Origin of the sequence: Trichocoleus sp. FACHB-46, from assembly GCF_014695385.1 — a bacterium.
GTDB lineage: Bacteria > Cyanobacteriota > Cyanobacteriia > FACHB-46 > FACHB-46 > Trichocoleus.
This window is the reverse complement of sequence record NZ_JACJOD010000076.1, coordinates 145,376-167,538: the sequence shown is the minus strand read 5'-3', so window position 1 is coordinate 167,538 and position 22,163 is coordinate 145,376. Positions and strand designations below refer to the sequence as shown.

The 22,163-nt window shown below is 50.3% G+C and carries 16 protein-coding genes; 11 read left to right on the top strand and 5 right to left on the bottom strand.

Annotated elements, in window-relative coordinates; genetic code table 11:
* Positions 1-58 precede the first annotated feature (58 nt).
* From H6F72_RS28020 to H6F72_RS28010, 3 genes are all read left to right on the top strand, one after another.
* A complete protein-coding gene (locus tag H6F72_RS28020) occupies positions 59-2,068 on the top strand; it encodes an ATP-binding protein (protein ID WP_190443060.1) in 2,010 nt (669 codons plus the stop codon).
* A gap of 166 nt (positions 2,069-2,234) precedes the next feature.
* Positions 2,235-2,684 carry an SRPBCC family protein gene (locus tag H6F72_RS28015; protein ID WP_190443057.1) on the top strand — a complete coding sequence of 150 codons (450 nt, stop codon included), beginning with the start codon at positions 2,235-2,237 and terminating at the stop codon, positions 2,682-2,684.
* Positions 2,685-2,754: 70 nt separating this feature from the next.
* Positions 2,755-3,975, top strand: coding sequence for a glutathione S-transferase family protein (locus H6F72_RS28010; RefSeq protein WP_370527572.1), 1,221 nt, complete (start codon positions 2,755-2,757; stop codon positions 3,973-3,975).
* A gap of 107 nt (positions 3,976-4,082) precedes the next feature.
* On the opposite strand, the gene fusA is transcribed toward H6F72_RS28010, so the two are convergent.
* Together fusA and H6F72_RS28000 are read right to left on the bottom strand one after the other, a co-directional pair.
* Positions 4,083-6,167 carry an elongation factor G gene (gene fusA, locus H6F72_RS28005; RefSeq protein ID WP_190443055.1) on the bottom strand — a complete coding sequence of 695 codons (2,085 nt, stop codon included), beginning with the start codon at positions 6,165-6,167 and terminating at the stop codon, positions 4,083-4,085.
* Positions 6,168-6,488: 321 nt separating this feature from the next.
* A complete protein-coding gene (locus H6F72_RS28000) occupies positions 6,489-7,778 on the bottom strand; it encodes a DEAD/DEAH box helicase (RefSeq protein ID WP_190443053.1) in 1,290 nt (429 codons plus the stop codon).
* A gap of 297 nt (positions 7,779-8,075) precedes the next feature.
* Between H6F72_RS28000 and H6F72_RS29910 the strand changes: the two genes are divergently transcribed.
* Positions 8,076-9,809 carry a WG repeat-containing protein gene (locus H6F72_RS29910; protein WP_199299358.1) on the top strand — a complete coding sequence of 578 codons (1,734 nt, stop codon included), beginning with the start codon at positions 8,076-8,078 and terminating at the stop codon, positions 9,807-9,809.
* Positions 9,810-9,853: 44 nt separating this feature from the next.
* On the opposite strand, the gene H6F72_RS27970 is transcribed toward H6F72_RS29910, so the two are convergent.
* Together H6F72_RS27970 and H6F72_RS27965 are read right to left on the bottom strand one after the other, a co-directional pair.
* Entirely contained in the window at positions 9,854-11,518 is a 1,665-nt protein-coding gene (locus H6F72_RS27970; RefSeq protein ID WP_190443051.1) for an NAD(P)/FAD-dependent oxidoreductase, read from the bottom strand.
* A gap of 63 nt (positions 11,519-11,581) precedes the next feature.
* Positions 11,582-12,706, bottom strand: a complete 1,125-nt coding sequence (locus H6F72_RS27965; protein ID WP_190443049.1) for a class I SAM-dependent RNA methyltransferase — start codon at positions 12,704-12,706, stop codon at positions 11,582-11,584.
* Positions 12,707-12,960: 254 nt separating this feature from the next.
* On the opposite strand from H6F72_RS27965, the gene H6F72_RS27960 reads away from it, so the two are divergent.
* From H6F72_RS27960 to H6F72_RS27930, 7 genes are all read left to right on the top strand, one after another.
* Positions 12,961-13,884, top strand: a complete 924-nt coding sequence (locus tag H6F72_RS27960; RefSeq protein ID WP_190443047.1) for a C1 family peptidase — start codon at positions 12,961-12,963, stop codon at positions 13,882-13,884.
* Between the two features lie 177 nt (positions 13,885-14,061).
* Complete coding sequence (locus tag H6F72_RS27955) at positions 14,062-15,300, top strand: hypothetical protein (protein WP_190443045.1); 1,239 nt, start codon at positions 14,062-14,064, stop codon at positions 15,298-15,300.
* Between the two features lie 162 nt (positions 15,301-15,462).
* Positions 15,463-15,792 carry a hypothetical protein gene (locus H6F72_RS27950; RefSeq protein WP_190443043.1) on the top strand — a complete coding sequence of 110 codons (330 nt, stop codon included), beginning with the start codon at positions 15,463-15,465 and terminating at the stop codon, positions 15,790-15,792.
* Between the two features lie 42 nt (positions 15,793-15,834).
* Positions 15,835-17,355, top strand: coding sequence for an IPT/TIG domain-containing protein (locus H6F72_RS27945; RefSeq protein WP_190443041.1), 1,521 nt, complete (start codon positions 15,835-15,837; stop codon positions 17,353-17,355).
* Positions 17,352-19,163, top strand: coding sequence for a DUF6734 family protein (locus H6F72_RS27940; protein ID WP_190443038.1), 1,812 nt, complete (start codon positions 17,352-17,354; stop codon positions 19,161-19,163). The genes H6F72_RS27945 and H6F72_RS27940 overlap by 4 nt, the downstream gene beginning before the upstream one ends.
* A 142-nt stretch (positions 19,164-19,305) precedes the next feature.
* A complete protein-coding gene (locus tag H6F72_RS27935) occupies positions 19,306-19,995 on the top strand; it encodes a ParA family protein (protein ID WP_190443036.1) in 690 nt (229 codons plus the stop codon).
* On the top strand, positions 19,992-20,969 hold the full coding sequence (locus H6F72_RS27930; RefSeq protein ID WP_190443033.1) for a ParB/RepB/Spo0J family partition protein: 978 nt from the start codon (positions 19,992-19,994) through the stop codon (positions 20,967-20,969). Before H6F72_RS27935 ends, H6F72_RS27930 begins: the two co-directional genes overlap by 4 nt.
* A gap of 11 nt (positions 20,970-20,980) precedes the next feature.
* Here the strand turns inward: H6F72_RS27930 and H6F72_RS27925 are convergent, their stop codons facing one another.
* Positions 20,981-22,162 carry a VWA domain-containing protein gene (locus H6F72_RS27925; RefSeq protein ID WP_190443031.1) on the bottom strand — a complete coding sequence of 394 codons (1,182 nt, stop codon included), beginning with the start codon at positions 22,160-22,162 and terminating at the stop codon, positions 20,981-20,983.
* Between the last annotated feature and the right edge of the window lies 1 nt (position 22,163).

The following is a 22,163-nucleotide window of genomic DNA, read 5'->3' as shown; positions in this document are numbered from 1 at the left end:
GCATCCTCTAGGATGAGAAGTAGGGGACTACAAATCAATAACTGTTGACCACAGGCCTATGCAACCGGATGCATCTAGGGACGAAGCGAATTGGTTAGCCGCTCATGCTACTTTCTCTGGTGGTGGAGAAATGGGTGCGCTCATGCGGACGATTGACTGGGCTAAAACGCCGGTCGGATCGGTAGAGGCTTGGCCCCAAAGCCTAAAGATTGCTGTTCGTATCCTGCTGCAATGTCAGTTGCCAATGTACATTGCTTGGGGCCAGGAATTTACTCAGTTTTATAACGACGCCTATCGTCCGATTTTAGGTGATAAGCATCCAGCAGCTTTAGGAATTAGTGCCCAAGAAACTTGGCCAGAGATTTGGAACACCATTGGGCCCATGTGGGCAGAGGTATGGCAGGGCAAGTCCTTTGGCTTTGATAATTTTAAGCTCACGATCGATCGCTTTGGCTATCCAGAGGATTGCTACTTCAATTTCTCTTATAGCCCTGTTCCAGATGACGCTGGTAACGTCGCAGGTATCCTCGTCACATTTACAGAAACAACCGAAAAGGTACTGCTTGAAAAACGGTTGCAAGCCAATGCCAACCAACTATCGCGCATCTTTAAACATGCGCCTGTAGGGATTGCTGTCCTGCGAGGCTCAGATTTTGTCTTTGAGTTTGCTAATGAGCGCTACCTGGAACTGGTTGGCCACAGACTAGTGGTGGGTAAGTCAGTGCAGGCGGCGCTGCCTGAGTTGGCGGGTCAGGGTATTTATGAGTTACTCGACGTTGTTTACACAACGGGGCAACCCTACATAGGCAGAATCCAGGTAATGCTGAATCGTGGTCAGCCACAGACGATTGAGGAGTGCTTCTTTGAGGTCGTTTACCAACCTCTCCCCGATGAGTATGACAAGACCGACAGCATCGTTGTAGTTGCCTTTGAAGTGACTGAGATTTCCAATGCCCAGCGTGAAGCTGAGTTAGCCAACCGAGCTAAAGATGAATTCTTGGCTATGCTGGGGCATGAACTCCGCAATCCGCTCGCGCCAATCCTGACTGCGCTGAACCTGATGCGACTGCGCGGCATCTCAGAAGTAGACAAAGAACGGACAGTGATTGAGCGTCAAGTGCATCACCTAGTAGGTCTGGTCGATGATTTACTGGATGTCTCGCGTCTCGCTCGGGGCAAGCTGACGCTCCAGCAGGAACCCTTGGAACTAGCAGCGATCGTTGCAGAAGCGGTGGAGCAGTGCAGCCCTTTATTGGAACAACGCCGTCACAACCTCACAATTGGGGTGCCTAGCACAGACCTCATGATTGAAGCTGATCCTAGACGGTTGGCACAGGTGATTGCGAACTTGCTGAATAATGCGGCTAAATATACCGAGCCAGGAGGTGAGATTAGCATCTTAGCGGAGCGGGTAGACAGCGAAGTTTGGTTGCGTGTCAGCGATACGGGTAACGGCATGGCACCTGAACTCTTACCCAAAGTATTTGACCTGTTCTACCAGGAGCAGCAGTCTATTGAGCGATCGCAGGGAGGTTTAGGGCTTGGACTGGCAATTGTCAAAAACCTAGTCACCCTACATGGAGGACGAGTATCAGCGGCGAGTGCAGGCAAAGGCCAAGGTAGCGAATTCTCGGTGTGGTTGCCATTAGCGCCTCAGTTGGCTCAAAGTGAGAAAACTCTAGCTGACATCCCTGCGCCGACGGGTCAGCAGCCACTTCGTATCCTCATCGTTGATGACAATATGGATGCGGCTGAAGTCTTGGCGATCTCGCTAAATCTCTGTGGGCATATCACGGAAGTTGCCTACGACGGTCTCCAAGGGCTGGAAATCGCTCAGTCTTTTCTGCCAGACATCGCGGTGCTGGATATTGGGCTGCCGGGGATGGATGGTTATGAGCTGGCTCGTCGTCTCCGCCAACTACCAGCCTTGAGCCAGATCCGACTCTTAGCTCTAAGCGGCTATGGTCAGCCAGAAGACCGCGATCGCTCCCGTCAAGCAGGTTTCGCGGTGCATTTAGTCAAGCCCGTCGATATAACTGAGCTAAGCGCGGCTTTGTCTGCAAACTAACCTTGAGCGACCTGGAATCCGGGCAGGCTGTGGCCACAGAAAGTGGTTCATTCTATTAGGCCAAACCCTCATAGGTCTCTCCCCTAGCAGGTGTAAGTTCACTAAAAGGGATCTAAGCTCAAAGTCTAGGCAAGATAAATCAGACATTTAGCTAACAGGTAACTCGATGAGTATCCATGTAGAAAGAAGTATTCGGATTGACCGCTCTCCTCAAGAGCTGTATCAGTTCTGGCGCAACTTTGAGAACTTGCCACGGTTCATGAATCACCTAGAGTCAGTGAAAGTGTTAGATGAACAGCGTTCTCATTGGATTACCAAAGCTCCCTTAGGCAACCACATTGAATGGGATGCTGAGATCACGCAGGACCAAGAAAATGAGCTAATTTGCTGGCGATCGCTGCCTGGTAGTAATGTGCCTAACGAAGGCTGTGTCAGCTTTCGCAGCTCGGAGTACGAAGCGGGCACAGAAGTCAAGGTAACAATGGATTACAGCCCTTTCGGTGGCATGGCGGGAGCAGTCATTGCTACATTTTTGGGTGAAGCCCCAGACGGGCAACTGTACGAAGATTTGTGGCGGCTCAAGCAGGAGATCGAAGGAGGAAACACTGCTCTTTAATTTCGCAAATTTGACATTGAGCTAGCTACAAAGCTATTTTCCAAACTAATCCGCATTGAATCGAGCCCTAATGACATCCATCTCTATGGCGATCGCTCCCCTCAGTTGGCCTGAACTAGAAGCCCTCACCGATTTTCAAGTCGATACGGTCAATGGGCCTACCAATGCTCAGGCTTGTTTGCGCCTGTTCGGGCACAGCGAGTCCGAGGTGCGCGTCACGCTATATCGCGACAATCACGCTTGGTGCCCTTACTGCCAGAAAATTTGGCTATGGCTAGAGGAAAAGCAGATTCCTTACCGCATTGAAAAAGTAACCATGTTCTGCTACGGAGAAAAGGAGAGCTGGTACAAACGCAAGGTGCCATCGGGCATGCTACCCGCGATCGAACTAGATGGACGTCTGATCACCGAAAGTGATGACATTTTGATCGCCCTAGAGCAGGTATTTGGTCCCCTCGGTCTTGGCATGAAAGACCCAACCGTGATGCCACTGCGGCAGTTGGAGCGGCTACTCTTTAGAGCTTGGTGTACTTGGCTTTGCTACCCAACCGGATCAGCTCAGCAAGAGCAGCGCAACCGGGAGCAATTTACAGGCGTAGTAGATAAGGTCGAGTTTGCCCTAGGCAGCACCCCTGGCCCTTACTTCTTGAAGGAGTTCGGCACTGCTGATGTGATCTTTACTCCCTATGTCGAGCGCATGAATGCCAGTCTTTATTACTACAAAGGCTACTCGCTCCGAGAGGCAAACCCTCGTTTAAGTAACTGGTTTGCCGCAATGGAAAGCCGACCAACCTATTGTGGCACTCAAAGCGATTTTCATACTCACGTGCATGATTTGCCGCCTCAAATGGGGGGCTGCTGGGAAAACGGTGAGCCTCAGATGCTGCGGAACAAAGCCCAAGTCGATCAAGGCCCTTGGTTTGGGCTACCTGATGTGGCTTACCCAGAGCCTGAGAATTCACGCGCTGAAGCCCTGCACCGAGTAATCAAGCACCGCGCCAATATTATTCGGGTCAATCCTGCTGATGACAAACTATTTGATGAAGCTTTACGGTGTGCCCTCACCTACATGATGACCAACCAAACCTGTTTGCCACCCTTGGGGTCTGATCTGGCGCTGCGTTATTTGCGCGATCGCATTAACGCGCCCCGCGATATGTCTATCTACGCAGCAAAGCAACTGAGGACAGCTTTAGAGACAACTGCTGCCTTGGTGGGCGATCGCCAGAGCCCTCCCCTTCCCGTCAAACATCGACGGGATCAAGATCCCGCTAACTTTGCTAGGAATTGAGATTGTGCTCAATTCTCATCATTAAGAAAAAAGCCTCCCAGTGGGAGGCTTTTCTATTCGTTAGGAAACATCAAACGCTTACTGGAAGCAGCAAGCTACGTTTAACCCTATGAAGCAGCTTGGCGCTCTTTGGTTTCCTTAATCACTTCCTCAGCGATGTTGTTTGGGCAAGGCGCATAGTGCGAAAACGACATCGAGAACTGACCACGACCTGAGGTCATCGTCCGGAGGTCACCAATGTAGCCAAACATCTCACTCAAGGGCACATCTGCCTTAATTCGAGCCCCAGTCGGGCCTGTCTCTTGAGATTTCATCATGCCCCGACGACGGTTGAGGTCGCCAATGACATCGCCCATGTAGTTGTCTGGAGTGAAGACATCTACGTTCATGATGGGTTCTAGCAGTTGAGGGCTCGCCTTAGGCATCGATTGGCGATAAGCTGCTTTGGCCGCGATCTCAAACGCCATTGCTGACGAGTCAACCGGGTGGAAACCACCTTCTAGGAGCGTGAACTTCAAGTCTAGACAAGGGAACCCAGCCAATACACCTTTATCAATGCAGCTTTCAAAGCCTTTCTGCACCGCTGGCCAGTATTCTCTAGGTACACTGCCTCCTGTCACTTTGGACTCGAATACAAAACCAGTACCTGCTTCACCAGGCTCGATGACGTAGCCAATCTTGGCAAATTGACCCGAACCACCCGACTGCTTCTTGTGGGTGTAATCATCTTCCAGACGCTTGGTGATCGACTCGCGGTAAGCAACTTGAGGTTTGCCAACCTCTACTTCCACCCCGTGAGTCCGCTTGAGAATGTCAACCTTAATATCTAGGTGTAACTCACCCATCCCCTTCAGGATCGTTTCGCCACTCTCCTCATCCGTCATCATGTGGAAGGATGGGTCTTCTTGCACCATTTTGGTCAAGGCAGCGACCATTTTCTCCTCACCACCTTTGGTTTTCGGTCTAACCGAGATCGAGATCACGGGTTCTGGGAAGACCATTGGTTCTAATGTCGCTGGGTTCTTAGGATCGCAGAGGGTATGCCCCGTCTGGACATTTTTCATGCCGACGATCGCGACAATGTCACCCGCTTGAGCCGATTCGATCTCTTCGCGGGAATTGGCGTGCATCTCCACCAGACGGCTGATCCGCTCGGTCTTACCAGTAGCCGTGTTAAGGACTGTATCACCCTTGGATAGTTTACCGGAGTAAATCCGGGTAAAGGTAAGCGCGCCAAAGCGATCGTCCATAATCTTGAACGCCAAAGCTCGCAATGGCTTTTCAGAGTCAACATAGGCGAAGGTGCCCATCTCGTTGCCTTCGAGGTCCATTTCTGGCTGAGGCTTGACTTCCGTAGGGTTGGGTAGGTAGTCCACTACCGCATCCAGCACCAACTGTACCCCTTTGTTTTTGAACGAGGAGCCGCAGTAGGTGGGGAAGAAGGCTAGGTCGATGGTGCCCTTACGGATACACCGCTTAATTTCGTCGATGGTCAGCTCTTCGCCTTCCAGGTATTTCTCCATCAGCTCGTCGTCTTGCTCGACCGCAGTTTCAATCAACTGCTCACGATAGGTCTCGACCTGATCGGCCATGTCGGCAGGAACTTCTTTGATCTGATAGTTCATGGGATCGCCAGAGTTATCCCAGATCCAAGCTTTACGGGTTAGCAGATCAACGACACCACTAAACTGCTCTTCCACACCGATGGGCAACACCATGACCAAGGGCTTAGCACCTAGGACTTGTTCAACTTGCTTGACGACACGGTAAAAATCAGCTCCGGTGCGATCGAGCTTGTTAACGTAGATCACACGAGAAACTTTGGAGTCGTTTGCATAACGCCAGTTGGTTTCAGACTGGGGTTCAACACCACCAGAACCACAGAAAACACCGACACCACCATCGAGCACTTTAAGGGAACGATAAACTTCAATGGTGAAGTCTACGTGACCTGGGGTGTCAATGATATTGAGTTGGTGGTCGTTCCAGAAACAGCTCGTAGCAGCAGACTGAATCGTGATGCCACGCTCTTGCTCCTGTTCCATGAAGTCTGTCGTCGCCGCACCTTCATGGACCTCACCAATCTTGTGGATCTTACCGGTCAATTTCAGGATTCTTTCAGTTGTGGTCGTTTTACCTGCATCAACGTGAGCGAAGATGCCGATATTGCGATAACGAGTGAGGTCTTTCATAGTTGCTCTTTAGATTAAATGCGACAAAACGTTGACGACCACCTGCAAGCGATACTCAGAGGGAATCGGTGTTGCTTTCGTAGCTAGTACAGGCTGAATTTCAACCACTTGGAATATTAGGGAACCCTTTTCCACACTTACGGCAACGTTGCCAATTGTAAAGTGTTGTGATGTAGGAGCGGTACTAAAATTCCCTAAAAATTAGGTCTTAAGCGCTCTCACGACTTAAGATCAAGAATTTTCCTCGACTCACCCTACTCTGATAGCTAATTCAGTGGCATTTCCCAGGTGTGGCTCTGGCTGAGGAACTAACGCAGACCCTTAACCAGTCCGGAGCTGTTTGCGATCGCGGCTTCTCGCGGAGGTGTGCTTTTTACCCTGGGTGGAAGCAGCTTGAGCCTGGGTTTTTGCCCCAGTACCACGACCTTGACCGGATCGCTTACGGCTAGATGGGTCTGCTTTCGACTGGGCTGAGGCGGTGGGCTCATATCCTGGAATGATGTCTCTACTAAAGGTGCGATTGAGCAAGCGCTCAATATTTTTCAACAGGGGGTATTCATCGCCACAGACCAAGGAAACCGCTCGGCCCTCATTGCCTGCTCGACCTGTACGGCCAATGCGATGTACGTAGTCTTCTGGCACATCTGGTAGCTCAAAGTTGACGACGTGAGGCAGCTGATCAATATCTAGGCCCCGTGAGGCAACATCGGTAGCGACCAAGACCCGCACTTTTCCCTGCTTAAAATCGCTCAAGGCACGGGTGCGAGCGGCTTGAGTTTTGTTGCCATGAATCGCGGTGCTTTTTAGTCCGTCTCTCGCCAACTGTTCAGCTAGGCGGTTGGCTCCATGCTTGGTGCGGGTAAAGACCAACACCTGCTGCCAGTTGTGGAACCCAATCATATAAGAAAGGAGTTCTTGTTTGCGATTGCGATCGACTAGATGCACTACCTGCTCTACTTGCTCAGCAGCAGTATTGCGGGGAGCAACTTCGATCAGGCTAGGAGAGTCAAGCAGGGTATTAGCCAACTGCTGAATCGCCTTAGAAAAAGTGGCGGAAAACATTAGGGTCTGCCGTGCTTGAGGCAGTTTCGCCAGAATCTTGCGGATGTCGTGGATAAAACCCATATCCAGCATGCGATCGCACTCATCTAGGACTAAGATTTCGACCTGAGAAAGGTCTAAAGTCTTTTGCCCCAAGTGATCCAGCAACCGACCGGGGGTAGCCACCAGAATGTCCACGCCCCGACGCAGGGTTTGAATTTGTGGTTCAATGCCGACGCCGCCATAAATAACAGTGGCTCGCAAAGACAGGTACTTACCATAGGTTTTGACGCTATCACCCACCTGAGCTGCTAATTCACGAGTCGGTGTGAGAATAAGGGCACGAGGTGAGCGATCACCTTTACCAGCAGTTTTGGCGCTAAGGCGTTGCAGAAGTGGCAGAGTAAAGCCAGCGGTCTTGCCTGTCCCGGTTTGAGCACTAGCAAGAATGTCTTGCCCTTTCAAAATGGCGGGAATTGCTGCCTGCTGAATCGGAGTAGGTTCAGTGTAGCCCTGCTCAGTAACAGCACGAAGCAAGTCGGCCGAAAGACCGAGGTGTTGAAATGTCATGGATGCGATCGCTCCTAGTGGTGCCCCTATCCCAAATTCAGTACCTGGGACCAGTCTAAGAGCAGGAAACTTATGATTCAGTTGGAGAGCTTGGATGAGCAAGTTCCAATGCGCCAGCAACAGACCGGAATGTACTGGCAGAAATTCATCTTAACAGGAATTCAGGCAAAGTGGGGCCAATGAAACAAGAGACTAGGGAAAGATCCAGTTTTAGTTTCATCCCATCAGGCGTAGTGGTTAGCCTGGAGAATTGCTCAGACTGGTAAGGAGACTCAATCTGGCTAGGAGCAACTTTTCATGTCCGGTGCTAAATGGTGGGGAACTCTGGCGATCGCCACCTTCTCTATGTGGAGCGTTAACTCATCCGTCGCTTGGAGCTTTTCTGATACTTCAACTCACTGGGGGCAAGCTTGCATTGAGCAACTGTCGCAACGCAAATTAGTCAACGGTTACCCAAATGGTACCTTTAGGCCCAACCAGACCGTGACTCGGGCCGAGTTTGCCGTCTTGATGCTGAATGCTTTTCACAACCTGCCGCGATCGCAGAGGGCCCCCACCTTTCGGGATGTACCAACCACTTACTGGGCTTACCGAGCGATTCAGGATGCGGCGGCAAGGCAGCTTTTTTCTGGTTATCCAGATGGCACCTTTAAACCGACTCAAGCGATTCCGCGAGTCCAGGCGATCGCGATTGCTACCAATGCCTTGAATCATCCGGCCCCCGACCAGCCTGATGCAGTCTTACGGCAATATTTTGACGATGCCGCTCAAGTGCCTACTTATGCCAAACGGGCGATCGCCACAGGGACGCTGAACCGTTTAGTCGTGAATTACCCGCAGGTCAAACAACTTCGCCCCAACCAAGCGGCTACTAGGGGGGAAGTGGCAGTACTCCTTTGCCAAGCTTTAGCTTCTAGCCAACCAGAACTCGGTCAAACGGTTCCTAGTCAGTACATTGCTGGGAACCAGAGCGGGTTTGCCATTCCTCCTGCAGCAGGTGGGTTTGGGCAGTTTTCTCAAGGGCTTACAGTTGCGCAGAAAGATGGACGCTACGGATATATTGATACTGCTGGCAAAACCGCGATCGCCCCTCGCTTTAATGTGGCTTTGCCGTTTTCGGAAGGGTTTGCGGCTGTGGGAGCTGTCCCCGATGCTGAGGGAACTCGCTGGGGCTATATCGATCGCCAAGGGCAATGGCTAGTGGAGCCGCAGTTCGCTAGCGCCAAACCTTTCTCCGCCGGACTGGCAGCCGTTAGAGTAGGCAATAAGGTCGGCTTTATTGACCGCACAGGCAAACTTGTGATTTCGCCTCAGTTCGACGACGCTCTCCCCTTTTCCGAAGGATTGGCTGCTGCACAACTCAATCAGCAATGGGGTTTCATCAACCCTCAGGGGCAGTGGGTGATTCCCATCCAACCTTATGGCTCAGTTGCTCCATTTTCCGAAGGATTAGCTCAGGTTGAGCGCAACAATCGGATTGGCTTTATTGATAAAACCGGAACGGTGGTCATTCCACTCCAATTTGCGGGTGCTCAGTCGTTCGCAGGCGGATTGGCAGCAGTACAAACCGCTGAGAGCCGCTGGGGCTACATTGATAAAAGCGGCAAGCTAGTAATTCCACCCCAGTTCTATCGGGCACAATCCTTTGCTGAAGGGTTAGCGGGCGTATTAATTGCCGATAAATGGGGTTTCATTAATGCCCAAGGCGCGATCGCGATTCCGGCGCAGTTCTATGCTCCCCAAGCTCAAGCGGGCAATGGCACCTCCGTCGTGGCCGAAGATGTAGCCGTAGTATCTCCCTTCTCCGGTGGGCTGGCAATGGCACGACTCGGAAACAAAGCAGGCTTTATCGATAAAAGCGGCAAGTTTGCGATCGCACCTCAATTTGCAGATGCCAATTCCTTCTCAGAAGGTTTGGCCTACGTGAATTTGAGTGGACGTTGGAGCACTCAAGCCCCTGGGCCTGAAGGCCCATACTTAACGCAACTTGAAGGAGGAGAGTGGGGCTATATTCGCGCTCCGGGTCGTTAGTCTATTAATTGGTTATGAAGCAAGAGTTGTGAACCAGGAGTGAATCAAGCAGTCTGAGTTGCCGCCTGCCCAGCTCCTGGATTCACCCCTTGCAAGATGTTGAGGGCGACTGCCTCTGCGACTTTAATGCCATCGATACCCGCCGAAAGAATCCCCCCAGCATATCCCGCCCCTTCACCTGCCGGATAAAGCCCTGCCGTGTTGAGGCTTTGATACTCTGTGTTGCGTTTAATCCGAATTGGGGAGGAGGTTCGGGTTTCTACCCCGGTTAAAACGGCATCGTGCATAGCAAACCCTTTGATCTGTTTGTCGAAGGCAGGCAGCGCCTCACGAATGGCGGCGATCGCATAGTCGGGCAAGCTAGAGCTGAGATCGCAGAGATGCACTCCTGGACGGTAGGAGGGCTTGACGCTGCCGAGGGTAATCGAGGGCTGCTGGGCCAAAAAGTCGCCTACCAATTGCCCTGGAGCCTCATAGGCGCGACCACCCAACTCAAAAGCCCGCTCTTCTAAGCGACGCTGAAGCTCCATTCCTGCTAGAGGGCTTCCCGGATAATCTTCTGGCGTAATGCCAACGACGATGCCACTGTTCGCGTTTTTACCGCTACGCTCATACTGGCTCATGCCGTTCGTGACCACCCGCCCCACTTCTGAGGTTGCCGCCACTACTTGCCCCCCTGGACACATACAGAAGCTATAGACCGATCGCCCATTTGAGCAGTGATGCACCAACTGATAATCGGCTGCACCCAAAACCGGGTGGCCTGCCTGTGATCCTAGGCGACACTGATCAATCACAGATTGGGGATGCTCAATCCGAAACCCAATTGAGAAAGGCTTGGGTTCGATGTAAACCCCTTGCTGATGCAGCATCTCAAACGTGTCACGGGCACTGTGCCCCACGGCTAGAATCACGTGTTCGCTGGGGATATACTCCCCAGTGGCTAGGACCACACCACGCACTTGCCGATTTTCACCATGCTCCTCGATCTCAATCGTTTGCACCCGACTTTCAAAGCGGAATTCACCGCCCAACGATTCGATCGTGCGGCGCATATTCTCGACAATCTTCACCAGTCGGTAGGTGCCAATGTGGGGTTTGTTGACGTAAAGGATTTCCGGAGCCGCCCCCGCATTCACGAATTCTTCGAGGACTTTTCGACCGTGATGATTGGCATCTTTCACTCGGCTGTAGAGCTTGCCATCCGAAAAAGTGCCTGCACCCCCTTCGCCAAATTGGGCGTTAGATTCAGAGTTAAATTTGCCCTTGCTCCAGAAGCCAAAGGTATCGACCGAGCGATCGTGGACTGGCTTCCCCCGTTCTAGAATCAGCGGGCGAAATCCCATCTGCGCCAACAGCAACCCCGCAAAGATGCCACAGGGACCCGCACCAATTACGATCGGTCGATTCGCCAAAGATGCAGTTGCCGTGTTAGGAGCTTGGGCCACATACCGATAGCTCGTATCAGGCGTGAGCACAACATGCGGATCTTTTTTGAATCGCTGGAGCAGCCGCTTCTCCTGAGTCGTTTCTACGTCCAGAATATAGACAAAAACAATGTCTTCTTTTTTACGAGCATCATAGCTGCGCTTGAAGATGGAAAAGCTGACTAGCTCGGCAGGCGTAATTTGCAGCTTTTTGAGGATTGCGGCCTGAAGTGCCTCTTCAGGGTGATCAAGCGGTAGTTTTACTTCGGTGAGTCGGAGCATGATCGATGTTGGGTGGTGCTACGAGCGTTCTTCCAGCCTGGATTTGATATTTAGTCCAGATCTCTAGTACAGCTCATATTTCATTAACTGGCAGGGCAGCGTTCCATTGTACACCGCGATTCGCTGGCTTGATTTCAGCCCGATCGACTGAGCTAGCTCTTTGTTACCGCTCAAGATAAAAGCAGTCCAGCCTTTAAACCGTTGTTTCAGAACATCGCCTAGCTGTTTATAAAATGCGCCCAAGTCGGTGTCTCGGCCTAATCGTTCGCCATAGGGAGGATTGCAGAATACAACCCCGCTATCGGTTGGTGCAACTACCTCAGAAAGATCCATCTCCGAAAACCAGATCTGGTCTAGTACACCGCAAGTTTGGGCATTGGCGATCGCCTGCTCAATCACCTTGGCATCGCGATCGCTGCCCCAAATCGGTGCAGGTAAAGTGTCCCGTTGATTGGATTCCGCCTCTTGAATCAAGCCTTCCAGAAGATTGAGGTCAAAGTCAAGCCAGGTTTCAAACCCAAATCGTTCCCGAAACAGTCCTGGGGCAATATTGAGCGACTTTAGACAAGCTTCTAGGGGTAAGGTGCCAGAGCCACAGAGCGGGTCATAAAACATTTGCTCCGGTTGCCAGCCGGAAAGCTGAATTAAGGCTGCTGCTAAAGACTCTTTCAGCGGGGCCGCTCCAACCGCAGGACGATAGCCTCGGCGGTGCAAACTGTTTCCAGAACTATCCAGGCTGACTGTGCAGCCCTCACGATCGATATGAATATTAATCTGCACATCCGGTTCTTGCAGCTCGACATTGGAGCGATCGCCAAACTGCTCTTGCTGCTGATCCACGATCGCATTTTTAGCTTGAAGCGCCGTGAAGTGGGTGTGGTTGAGCTGATCTGTTTTGCCTGTAGCGTTCACTGCCAAGGTTAAATCTGGCGTCAGATACTCTGACCAATCAATCGTCTGAATTCCACGATAAAGATCTTCGGCACTCTGGCAAGGAAACTGGCGCAACTTCATGAGAATGCGGAATGGCAACCTTGCCCATAGATTAACGCGATAAAGCAAGGTGCGATCGCCCTCAAATGCCGCACCACAAAACCCTGGCTTCACAGAATGTGCCCCTAGCTGCTCTAATTCCTGAACGACGAGCGGCTCTAAACCATTCGCCACCGTAGCAAAATACTGATTCATACTGACTCACTGCTGAATAGGTCGCACCTGCTTATTGATATAGTCCCTTAGCTGAGGCACAACCAGAGCGGTTTCATCTAAGAAAACAATATCCTCTAACACGAAACATCCTGTAATCTCAGTTCCCTAAGTAGAACGCGATACAGCACGGTAAGTTTTGTAACTAATTGGGGAAGATACGGAATTAACTAAACAAGGGCTGAAGCATATAAAAGTCCGCACCTCATCCTGAAAATCGAAAGTCACAACATTGCATGAATGGAAACGCTAGTCGTCAACATGGCATGGGCTGGATACGCGATTATCCTGATCATCGAGATCTAAGGTTGACCAGTAAAACTATCCGACCCATGATGGAAACTGTCATGGGTCAATCTGCAGAACTAATTGAAAAAAGGCAATTCAAAAAGTTAGATCTACCCGCTTTCGTTGATCTACGCTCAGGGTTCTCTCCAGTTGAAGATCAAGGCAAAATCGAGTCTTGCACTGCTCATGTTGTGAGCGCCATTGCCGAGTACTTAGAACAAAAGGCTTTCAGTGAGTACAGCCATCGCTCCCGCTTGTTTCTTTATAAAGCCACCAAAAATTTGTTGCGAGCCCAAGGCAATGTTGGAGTGTTTTTACGCACTGCGATGGGAGCTTTACGATTATTTGGAGCTCCGCCAGAGGAGTACTGGCCCTACGACCTTAGCAAGCAAGACGAAGAACCACCCGCGTTTTGCTATGCCTTCGCTGCTAACTACAAATCAGTTAACTATGTCCGTCTAGATACCCCAGACATTGATACTGCCGAGTTGTTGATGGCGATCAAAACTCAATTAGCAGCAGGTTTTCCCTTAGCTTTCGGCACCATGCTCTTTGATACACCTTTGATGCATGCTAGTCGGCCTGAAACCCTCGGTCAATTGCCATATCCATGCAACAGCGATCGCCCCAAGGGAGGGCATGCAATGGTAGCTGTGGGCTATGACGACTCTATCGTGATCGAGCATTCTAAACCTGATGGCAGCAAAAGCAAAGGCGCGATCTTAATCCGGAATTCCTGGGGCACAGGCTGGGGTAAAGATGGGTACGGTTGGTTACCCTACAGCTACATTCAGGGTGGACTTTCGGTGGATTGGTGGGTGCTCCTCAAACAGGACTGGGTAGATACTGGCGTATTTGGCCTCAACTGCTAAAACCAGGCGCTATCTGCGATGTGAACAAACAACATCGTTACTTTCTCGCTAAAAGTTTTTGACTGTCACTGCAAGCTCCAAATCAGGAAAAACAGATTCAAATAGTTTCTGCTGATTTGCTGGTGCTCAGCGGTCGAATTGCCTCGGATTTATTAAACATCAAGGAGATCTTTAGACATGGCTCGTAATCGCAAGCAAAATAACGATTCCAACCCTGAGAACCTGAGTGCTGATATGGAACTACAACCTCAGCCTGAAGCGATCGCTCCTGTAGATGAAGCGGTGGCAGGTGGTGTCGAGCGCTTGATGGAAGTGATCGAGCGCAATGTGGAAAACATCGGAAGTGATGAAGCAGAACGCGAACTCTTGCGCCAAGGTGTGACCACAATTGTGCAAGATACCTTGTTGGAATTCTTGCGACCCCAAGAAGGCAATCTGGAATCGATGGCGATGGGCTTAGTCCAACCTGTGGGTGAATCGTTAACCCTAGGTAATAATGGCACGACAGAGCGGGCGATCGATGCAGCGGTAAGAGGCTCCCAGCAAACCGGGATGGCATTTGTTGATTTCACCCAAGGATTAATTACAGGCACTTTCAACTCGATCATCAAAGCTACCGTTGATCAGATGAAAGCCTACAGTGAAATGGTATCTGACTTAACCAAGAGCTTGAAGGAATTTGCCTCCGACAACGTTTCGGAAGATGCAATTTCGGAAAAGCTAGCGGAAATGGCGTTTGAAGAGACTACCAACGGCACAGCTACCACCTTTAAGGTTGCAACGGGTCAACCTCGACGCTCCTATCACCTGAAGCGGCTTTACTTCCTAGCCCCTGTTACAGGTGGCTACCGAGAGGACATCCTGGAGGTGTTCGGCCTGGGTGACTCTGTTGCAAATGGTCAAATTAAAGACGAAGACAAAGGCAAGCTAGATCAAGATGATCCCGCAGGCATTGGTGATGCAGACAGCACGGGTAAAAAGAATTATCTGGCTACCGATATTGCTACTATTCGAACAGCGGTTAAGCATGGTCTCGCCAAGGATGGCATGAACCAACTGCGGCAGATGGCGCGTGAAGGTATGGCCCGGATCGTCATCACCGAAGGCGAAATCAATACCAAGCTGCTGTTCCGGGTGTCCTCTACTGACTCCACCACCACAAACACGACCAACACTAATCGCACTAGCTTCGGTGGTTCGCTAAAAGCAGGTGCTATGTGGGGTTGGGGCAATGCTAGCCTCAGCGCTTACTACAACAACCTGAGCGTCAGTACTGTAGATCAAACTACGGTGGGCAACATCGAAACGCTGACCCAAATGAGCGGTCAAGTGACTCTGAAGTTTAAGACTGACTACAAGCCGCTTAACGATGGTACAGGTACGGTGAAAGAGTCGGATCTGGCTCCCATTGTCTAGAGCTTCACTCCTCCGGTGTGCACTAGCGTTAACAGTTAGACACAGCTAAACGTAACCCCCAGCCCCTTCCCTCAAGGGAAGGGGAGCGAGATTTAAAGTCTCTCTTTACTGCGGAGAGGGGTTGGGGAGAGGTTAGCTAATTCCAATTTTTCGAGGGTATGAATGCCTGCTATCCGCTTTAGTGACTTAGTGGTGATGAGTGCTGGGGAGATTTCTCAAATTCCGGTGACGCATGAACTAGCGCCTAATAAAGTTGAGGAACTAGTAGCTGAGTCTAATCTTCAGAACTGGACTTCGGAAATGGCTCTCCCCAGCTTAAAGCTTGATGAAATTGCGATCGCGATCCCGGTGCATTTTCATCTCTCGCCGCGATCGGGCAATTCGCTGTCAGGGAGTCGACTGATGACTACCTTACCTTCACCCCTGGTGCCAAAATCAGTCAATGCCTTGAGCCATTTTAGAGTTACCTTAAAGCTAAATCCTCTGGACTAAATTCTTTTAGTTCTTACCATCTCATCACGTGACATAGCTTCTGTGACCAATAGCGATCGCCCCCTGACTCCCAATGAACCTCCTGCTCTACCCAATGATGAGTGGGAGTTATCTGAACTGATCCAAGTGATCACGGCAGAGTTAGATCAAGCTCAAGATACCTTAATTCTCAAGTCGCAAAATCGACGACTGTCCATGATGGTCAACCAGTTAAACCTGGATCTTCAAGTGGATGTTCGCCGCGACCCCAACGGCCATCTCATGTTTCGCACCGTAGCTCCTGGTCAAACGGGGGCTACTGTTTTAAAGCTAGGTTTCACGCCCGCCCTCGATACCCAAGTTCAAGAAACCCGTAAGTCTGTCGATCTGGAAACGGGTGATTATCGACGCCTAGAAGACCTGCCAGAAATCCAGAGTGTCGAGATCCAGAAACTCAAAACGGTTGGGATTCACTCCGTCAATGATTTGGAAGTGGCAACCCAAACGCCTGCCATGCTGACAGAGATTTCGTCTAAAAGCGGGTTAGGTGAAACGCGGTTGCGTTTGTGGCGCAACTTACCATTGATTACGCAAATCAAACCGGAGAGCGGTGCTCCTGGAAGCACTGTGATCCTTGATGGTGCCAACTTCGGTGCGCCAACAGATACGGTTGAAGTTTACTTTCAAGATAAACTGGCTAGAATTCGCGATCGCACTAATAGTCGCTTGACGGTAGAAATGCCGCGAAATGTCATTGGTGGCGGGTTGGTGGTGGTGAAAACTGCGAACCAGAAAACCAATCTGCTACTCTGGCGAGCCGATATTGTGGATCTGAATGTTCAAGATGTTGTGCTAGATTCACCTACCCCATTGGTAGCGGGGCAAGAAGTGACATTTCGAGCAATTCTAAGTAACCAAGGTAACGTGGATGCTGCGGGCTTTGATGTTAGCTGGGAAGTCTCTCAGGTCGGAATTCGTAGGGTGCCGCCACTAAACTCTGCGGGTTCGATGATGCTACGAGCTGTAGTGGATGACTCAGACGATATCCAGGCAACGCCTACCCAATCTATTAAGCAAGTGCTGTATTCCCATACGGCTCTGCGATCGCAACAGCAATCAACTGATGGTGCGCTCCTGTTTACCCACAAGTTTGACCAACCTGGCACTTACCAAATTAGTTTCACTGCTGATCCAGGTAATCAAATTTTCGATCAATTACGCACGAATAATCAATTTGTGCGTGAGTTTGTAGTGAATCCTCCGCCACCTCCTGCTCCCCTCTTCAATGCAGCGCCGGATCAGTTTACGCCCAAATTTGGCAAGGCAGGGGATATTATCACTCTGTCTGGCCAAAACTTCACTGTGGGGACAGCTGCCGTTCGGTTTGGTTCTGTGAATGGCACTATAGTCGGTACGCCGACTGCAACACAGATTATGGTGAGAGTGCCGTCCTTCTCACGAGGGGTAAAAGTGCTAGTCACAGTTCAGACAAGAGGTGGAACCGTGACTAGCACTGATAGTTTCACCGTCGTTGTGCCTGGTTACTATGGTTCGGGAACGGCGATCGGAAGTAATCTCTTATGAACCAAGCGATCGCCCGCTCGGTGTGGTCGTTCTGGACAAAACCTTTCCGATCGCATCGCCAAACCATCTGGTTTAGTGAAAAACATCATCTTCTCGCTTGGATCTTGTCGCTCGAAACCGCGCGAAAACATTATCCTGAAACTGCGCTGGTGACGGATGATGCTGGAGCCAAAATGCTGATCGATGGCTTGGGGCTAGAGTTTGATAGCGTTACAACTGAGTTAAATGCGTTGCAAGCTCAAGACCCAGATTGGTGGATTTTAGGTAAACTATGGGCTTACCGTAGCCAAACCCAGCCTTTCATCCATGTCGATAACGATGTGTTCTTGTGGAAGCCGCTGCCCCCGGTCGTCAACACTGCGCCTGTGCTTGCTCAGAACCCGGAGTATTTTGTCTTTGGCAAACCCTTAGCAACCTGCTGGTGGTATCGCCCAGAAATTTTTAATCATCGCGTCAAAAGTACAAATGGTTGGCTACCGGATGAGTGGAACTGGTATTTTGCCAAGCGCCGAAATCTGGCTTATTGCTGCGGTATTATGGGCGGCGCTCAGGTAGACTTTATTCGCCACTATGCTGACATGGCTTTGCGAATTGCTGCTGATCCTGGCAATCAAGCAGCTTTGGCGTTGATGGATAACAAACTAGGAGATTGCCTGCTGATTGAGCAATATTTTTTGGCAGCTTGTATTGAATATCATCAGCAGTTGCCAGATTCGCTCTTTGCCGACGTCAGCATTGAATGTCTGTTCGATTCCCCAGAAGCAGCTTTCTCCTCTCAACAGCCTGACCAACTCGGCTATACCCACTTAATTGGGGAGGCCAAGCGAGATGCCGCGATCGCTCGACGTTTAGAGAAACGGGTAGCCGAGGAATACCCAAACCAGTATCAACGGTGCTTACGGTATCTAGAAAAAGTGGAATTTTTTCTGGGTAGCGATCGCGCCTATTCGCCTGTTGTCGCTCAAACTGAAGATTTACTAGAAGTATCAGATAGTGACACTGAACTAGGCTCAAGCCTTAACTCTACTGCATCTCCGCTTACACACCCAACGCCTACAGACCTGAATCGAGTTATTTATGCAAGTTGGCATCATGATCAGGTGCTGACTAGAAACGCATTTCTGGAGCTAGTACAGACTGTAGGACTGGTGATTCAGTTTGCTAAACCAGTGCGTGTAGATGGCCTCCATCAGCGAAGTGTTTTGCTTTGGAGTCATGATGCAGGCGCGATCGCCAGCCAGCAGCTAGTTCATCAGCTTAAAATTCAGCCTGTGCGAGTCACTACCATAGCGAAGCAACGAATTTGCTGGCGCATTGGTGAAACAGATGTCGAAAACGAGTTTCAGATGATTGGTGGAATCGAAGCACTAGAAAATGTCCTGTTTACAGACGCAGTTCGGCTGACTTGGCCTGAAGCGCAGCAATTTATAAAAGCAAGCGAACTAGATCAGCTCACTGTCGAACTACGAGGAGACTGGATTCTGAATGAAGAAGTTCTATTCAATCTAGATCTAGAGTTACAAGCAGAGTTAGAGCAAGGTATTATTTCACCAAAGTTGCAAGAGTGCTTTAGTGTTAATGGCATTTCACTTCAAGAATCTGTGGCGATCGCGTCTGAAGTAACAGGATTGTGCTGGGGCTTGGTTGCCCAGGACAAGCTGTATGTGATTCGAAAAGATACAGGACAGTTGAGCGTTCGTCGTCTTTGCGCCTTAGATGGGAATCATATTTGGCCTGGGGTGCCAGAGCGACCTAGTGGCAATGGTTGTGAGGGCGGAGATTGGCTCAGCGTCATTCATCTACAGTAATGAAGGACTGGCGATCGCGAAACCTTCTCAACTAATCCCAACCAAGTTTATTTAACCAAAACGTTTTGGTTAATTGCTGATCAATGTTGCACTGCACAAAATCAGTGATACTATCAAACCATAGGTTTTGGTTATTTAACTTATGCCAAGAGCTAAAGCTGTAAAAGCAGTGAGTGTGGCGACGAAGTTGCCCAAGATATTAGCCTTTGCCAATCAGAAAGGTGGAGCAGGTAAATCCACTGGAGCTGTACATGCAGCTGATTGGTTTGCTCAAAAAGGATATTCGACAATTTTGGTCGATGCGGACGGTCAACAGAGTTCATCAGGGTGGTTGAAAGAGCTGGATTTGCCTTGCCAAGTGATTAGCGACCCAGAAACTCTTTTCGATGAGTTGCCCAAGCTGGCAGAGTCCTACGATGTGGTGATTGTGGATGGTCCTGGTAATGCTAGTGAAATCACCAAAGCGATGCTGATTCGCTCCAACATGGTCCTAATTCCTTGTCGAGACTCCATGATTGACTTAGCCAGCACAGGCAAGATTGTGCAGTTTGTGCGGCAAGCTAGAGAGATTCGGGGTGGATTACCTGTGGCGGCGCTGTACCTCAATGCTGTCAAAGACAACACTGTTTTGTTGCGAGAAGCGAAAGAAGCTTTGCAAAGTGGTTTATTGCCGCTTTTAGACACTACGCTTCCCGATCGCCAATGTATCAAAGATGCACCGGGCCAAGGTAGCACTGTGTTTCGGATGAAAGGAACTGCACCAAAGTCGGCAGCCAACGTCTACACCAAACTTTTAACCGAAGCCCTGAAGCTGTTTGAGGCTGAATCATGACGACACGACGCAAACTCAGTGACGCGATCGCCAACAGTGAGGAACTAAGCTTTGTTTTTGGTCAAGCAGCTACGCAAAAAATTACGCAAGCTGCTGAAGAAACCAAAGAGCAGATCATTCCCTGGAAAGCGATCGCCTGTACATTTACCTTTGTCCCGGATGGCAAACCAGTTCGTCACTACTACGACAACGACGAGTTGCAACAATGGGCACTCAACGACATCAAACCAAATGGCATTCGATCGCCGCTGTGGGTGCGCCCCCATCCCAGACAGTCGGGCCAGTATGAGCTGGTTGCAGGACTGCGTCGGTTTAAGGCAGCAGAAATTTTAGGGCTGGAGACAGTTCCAGTTAAGGTATTCGACTGGGACGACCGCACTGCATTTCAAGCTGCGATCTCTGAGAATTCCAATCGCCGTGATTTTAGTGCCCTAGAAGAACTGGATAACACGCTGCGTTTGCTGGAAATTCAGTTGGGTTATGGCACTGAAGAAGTGATCAGTTTCCTTTATCGGATGAATAACGCTGCTAAAGGGACAACTAACCAAAACGTTTTGGTTAGCCAAGAAGCAGAACTGGTCAAGCAAATCTTTGATGCCTTTGGACGGATCACTTGGCAATCTTTTGTCGCGACTCGACTGCCACTCCTAAAGAAACCGAGCGAAGTTTTAGATGGGATTCGTCAAGGCAAAATTCACTATACCAAGGGAATTGTGATTGCCAGTATTAAGGATCTAGAGGCACGACGACGGTTATTAAAAGACGCTGTGAGTAAATCTCTCAGTTTGTCCGAAATTAAACAACGAGTCAAAGCTCTGAATGGCAGTACGAAACCAGCTGCTCAGCCAGACCTAAAGCAGCGCTTAACCCAAGTAGTACAACAAGCGAAGAAAGATCGAGCCCTGTGGAGTAGTCCAGAAAAAACTCAGCAGTTAGAAGAGTTGCTGAGCCAACTGGAAGCCATGCTCAAGTGAAGGTAGAGCCGTTAGCGATCGCTGCGAGCTGTTACGATGTCTTGCTTAGCGGCCCACTGTCCTAGATCTTGCCGATTAATCGCTGTGGCCATCAGATCTGGAAACAGATCGGGGGTGCAAGCAAAGGCAGGGATGCCTAAATTAGCCATAAATGCAGCGTTTTGATGGTCGTAGTAAGGGGCACCTTCATCATTTAGCGCTAAGAGTGTGACAAGCTGGACGCCAGAGGACGAGAGAGCCGCGACTCGTTTCAACATTTCCTGGCGATTACCTCCTTCATAGAGGTCACTGATTAACACCAGGATAGTTTCTTGCGGTTGGCGAATGAGAGTCTGGCAGTAGGCAAGAGCTTGATTGATATCGGTGCCACCGCCGAGCTGAGTCCCAAACAAAACTTCTACAGGATCTTGTAAAAGATCGCTCAGGTCAACTACGGCGGTGTCGAATACCACTAGACGAGTTTGCACCGCAGGTAAGGATGCCAAGACGGCACTGAAAATGCCTGCATAGACGACAGAAGTTGCCATTGAACCGCTTTGATCTACGCACAAAATGATGTCTCGCAAGGAGGAGCGTTTGCGCCCATAGCCGATGCGAGTTTCAGGAATGATCGTGCGGTATTCAGGTTGGTAGTGCTTGAGGTTGGCGCGAATGGTCCGATGCCAGTCAATCTCGTTGTGACGAGGACGACGATTGCGGATGGCTCGATTTAAGCTCCCCATTACGGCTTGACGAGTAGGGTTTTCTAATTTGCGCTGTAACTCTTCAACCACCCGCCGTACCACAATCCGGGCCGTCTCTTTGGTCTTGCTGGGCATCACACCACTGAGGGATAACAGATTTGAGACAAGATGTACATCTGGTTCTACAGCTTCTAGCATTTCTGGCTCTAGCAACATTTGCCGTAGATTCAAGCGGTTGAGCGCATCTTGCTGCATCACTTTGACCACGGATGAGGGGAAATAGCTGCGAATGTCTCCCAACCAGCGGGCGACCTTGGGCGAAGAACTGCCCAAGCTACCCTGGCGATCGCTGTCATACAAAGCACTCAAGGCATCATCCATCGCTTGGTCGGCGGCACTCAGGGTCAGATCAAGCCCATCTGTATCCCCACCTGTACAAATCCCATCTGCTGATCCGCCACCCAAAATTAAACGCCATCGGCGGAGACGTTCGTCAAACGGTTGAGTCATA

Bases quoted from the DNA above. Each gene is read 5' to 3' on its own strand.
- H6F72_RS27930 (WP_190443033.1), top strand. From the start codon at position 19,992: ATGACGACACGACGCAAACTCAGTGACGCGATCGCCAACAGTGAGGAA.
- H6F72_RS29910 (WP_199299358.1), top strand. From the start codon at position 8,076: ATGTCCGGTGCTAAATGGTGGGGAACTCTGGCGATCGCCACCTTCTCT.
- H6F72_RS28000 (WP_190443053.1), bottom strand. From the start codon at position 7,778: ATGACATTTCAACACCTCGGTCTTTCGGCCGACTTGCTTCGTGCTGTT.
- H6F72_RS28015 (WP_190443057.1), top strand. From the start codon at position 2,235: ATGAGTATCCATGTAGAAAGAAGTATTCGGATTGACCGCTCTCCTCAA.
- H6F72_RS27950 (WP_190443043.1), top strand. From the start codon at position 15,463: ATGCCTGCTATCCGCTTTAGTGACTTAGTGGTGATGAGTGCTGGGGAG.
- H6F72_RS27925 (WP_190443031.1), bottom strand. From the start codon at position 22,162: ATGACTCAACCGTTTGACGAACGTCTCCGCCGATGGCGTTTAATTTTG.
- H6F72_RS27965 (WP_190443049.1), bottom strand. From the start codon at position 12,706: ATGAATCAGTATTTTGCTACGGTGGCGAATGGTTTAGAGCCGCTCGTC.
- fusA (WP_190443055.1), bottom strand. From the start codon at position 6,167: ATGAAAGACCTCACTCGTTATCGCAATATCGGCATCTTCGCTCACGTT.
- H6F72_RS27970 (WP_190443051.1), bottom strand. From the start codon at position 11,518: ATGCTCCGACTCACCGAAGTAAAACTACCGCTTGATCACCCTGAAGAG.
- H6F72_RS27940 (WP_190443038.1), top strand. From the start codon at position 17,352: ATGAACCAAGCGATCGCCCGCTCGGTGTGGTCGTTCTGGACAAAACCT.
- H6F72_RS28020 (WP_190443060.1), top strand. From the start codon at position 59: ATGCAACCGGATGCATCTAGGGACGAAGCGAATTGGTTAGCCGCTCAT.
- H6F72_RS27935 (WP_190443036.1), top strand. From the start codon at position 19,306: ATGCCAAGAGCTAAAGCTGTAAAAGCAGTGAGTGTGGCGACGAAGTTG.
- H6F72_RS28010 (WP_370527572.1), top strand. From the start codon at position 2,755: ATGACATCCATCTCTATGGCGATCGCTCCCCTCAGTTGGCCTGAACTA.
- H6F72_RS27955 (WP_190443045.1), top strand. From the start codon at position 14,062: ATGGCTCGTAATCGCAAGCAAAATAACGATTCCAACCCTGAGAACCTG.
- H6F72_RS27960 (WP_190443047.1), top strand. From the start codon at position 12,961: ATGAATGGAAACGCTAGTCGTCAACATGGCATGGGCTGGATACGCGAT.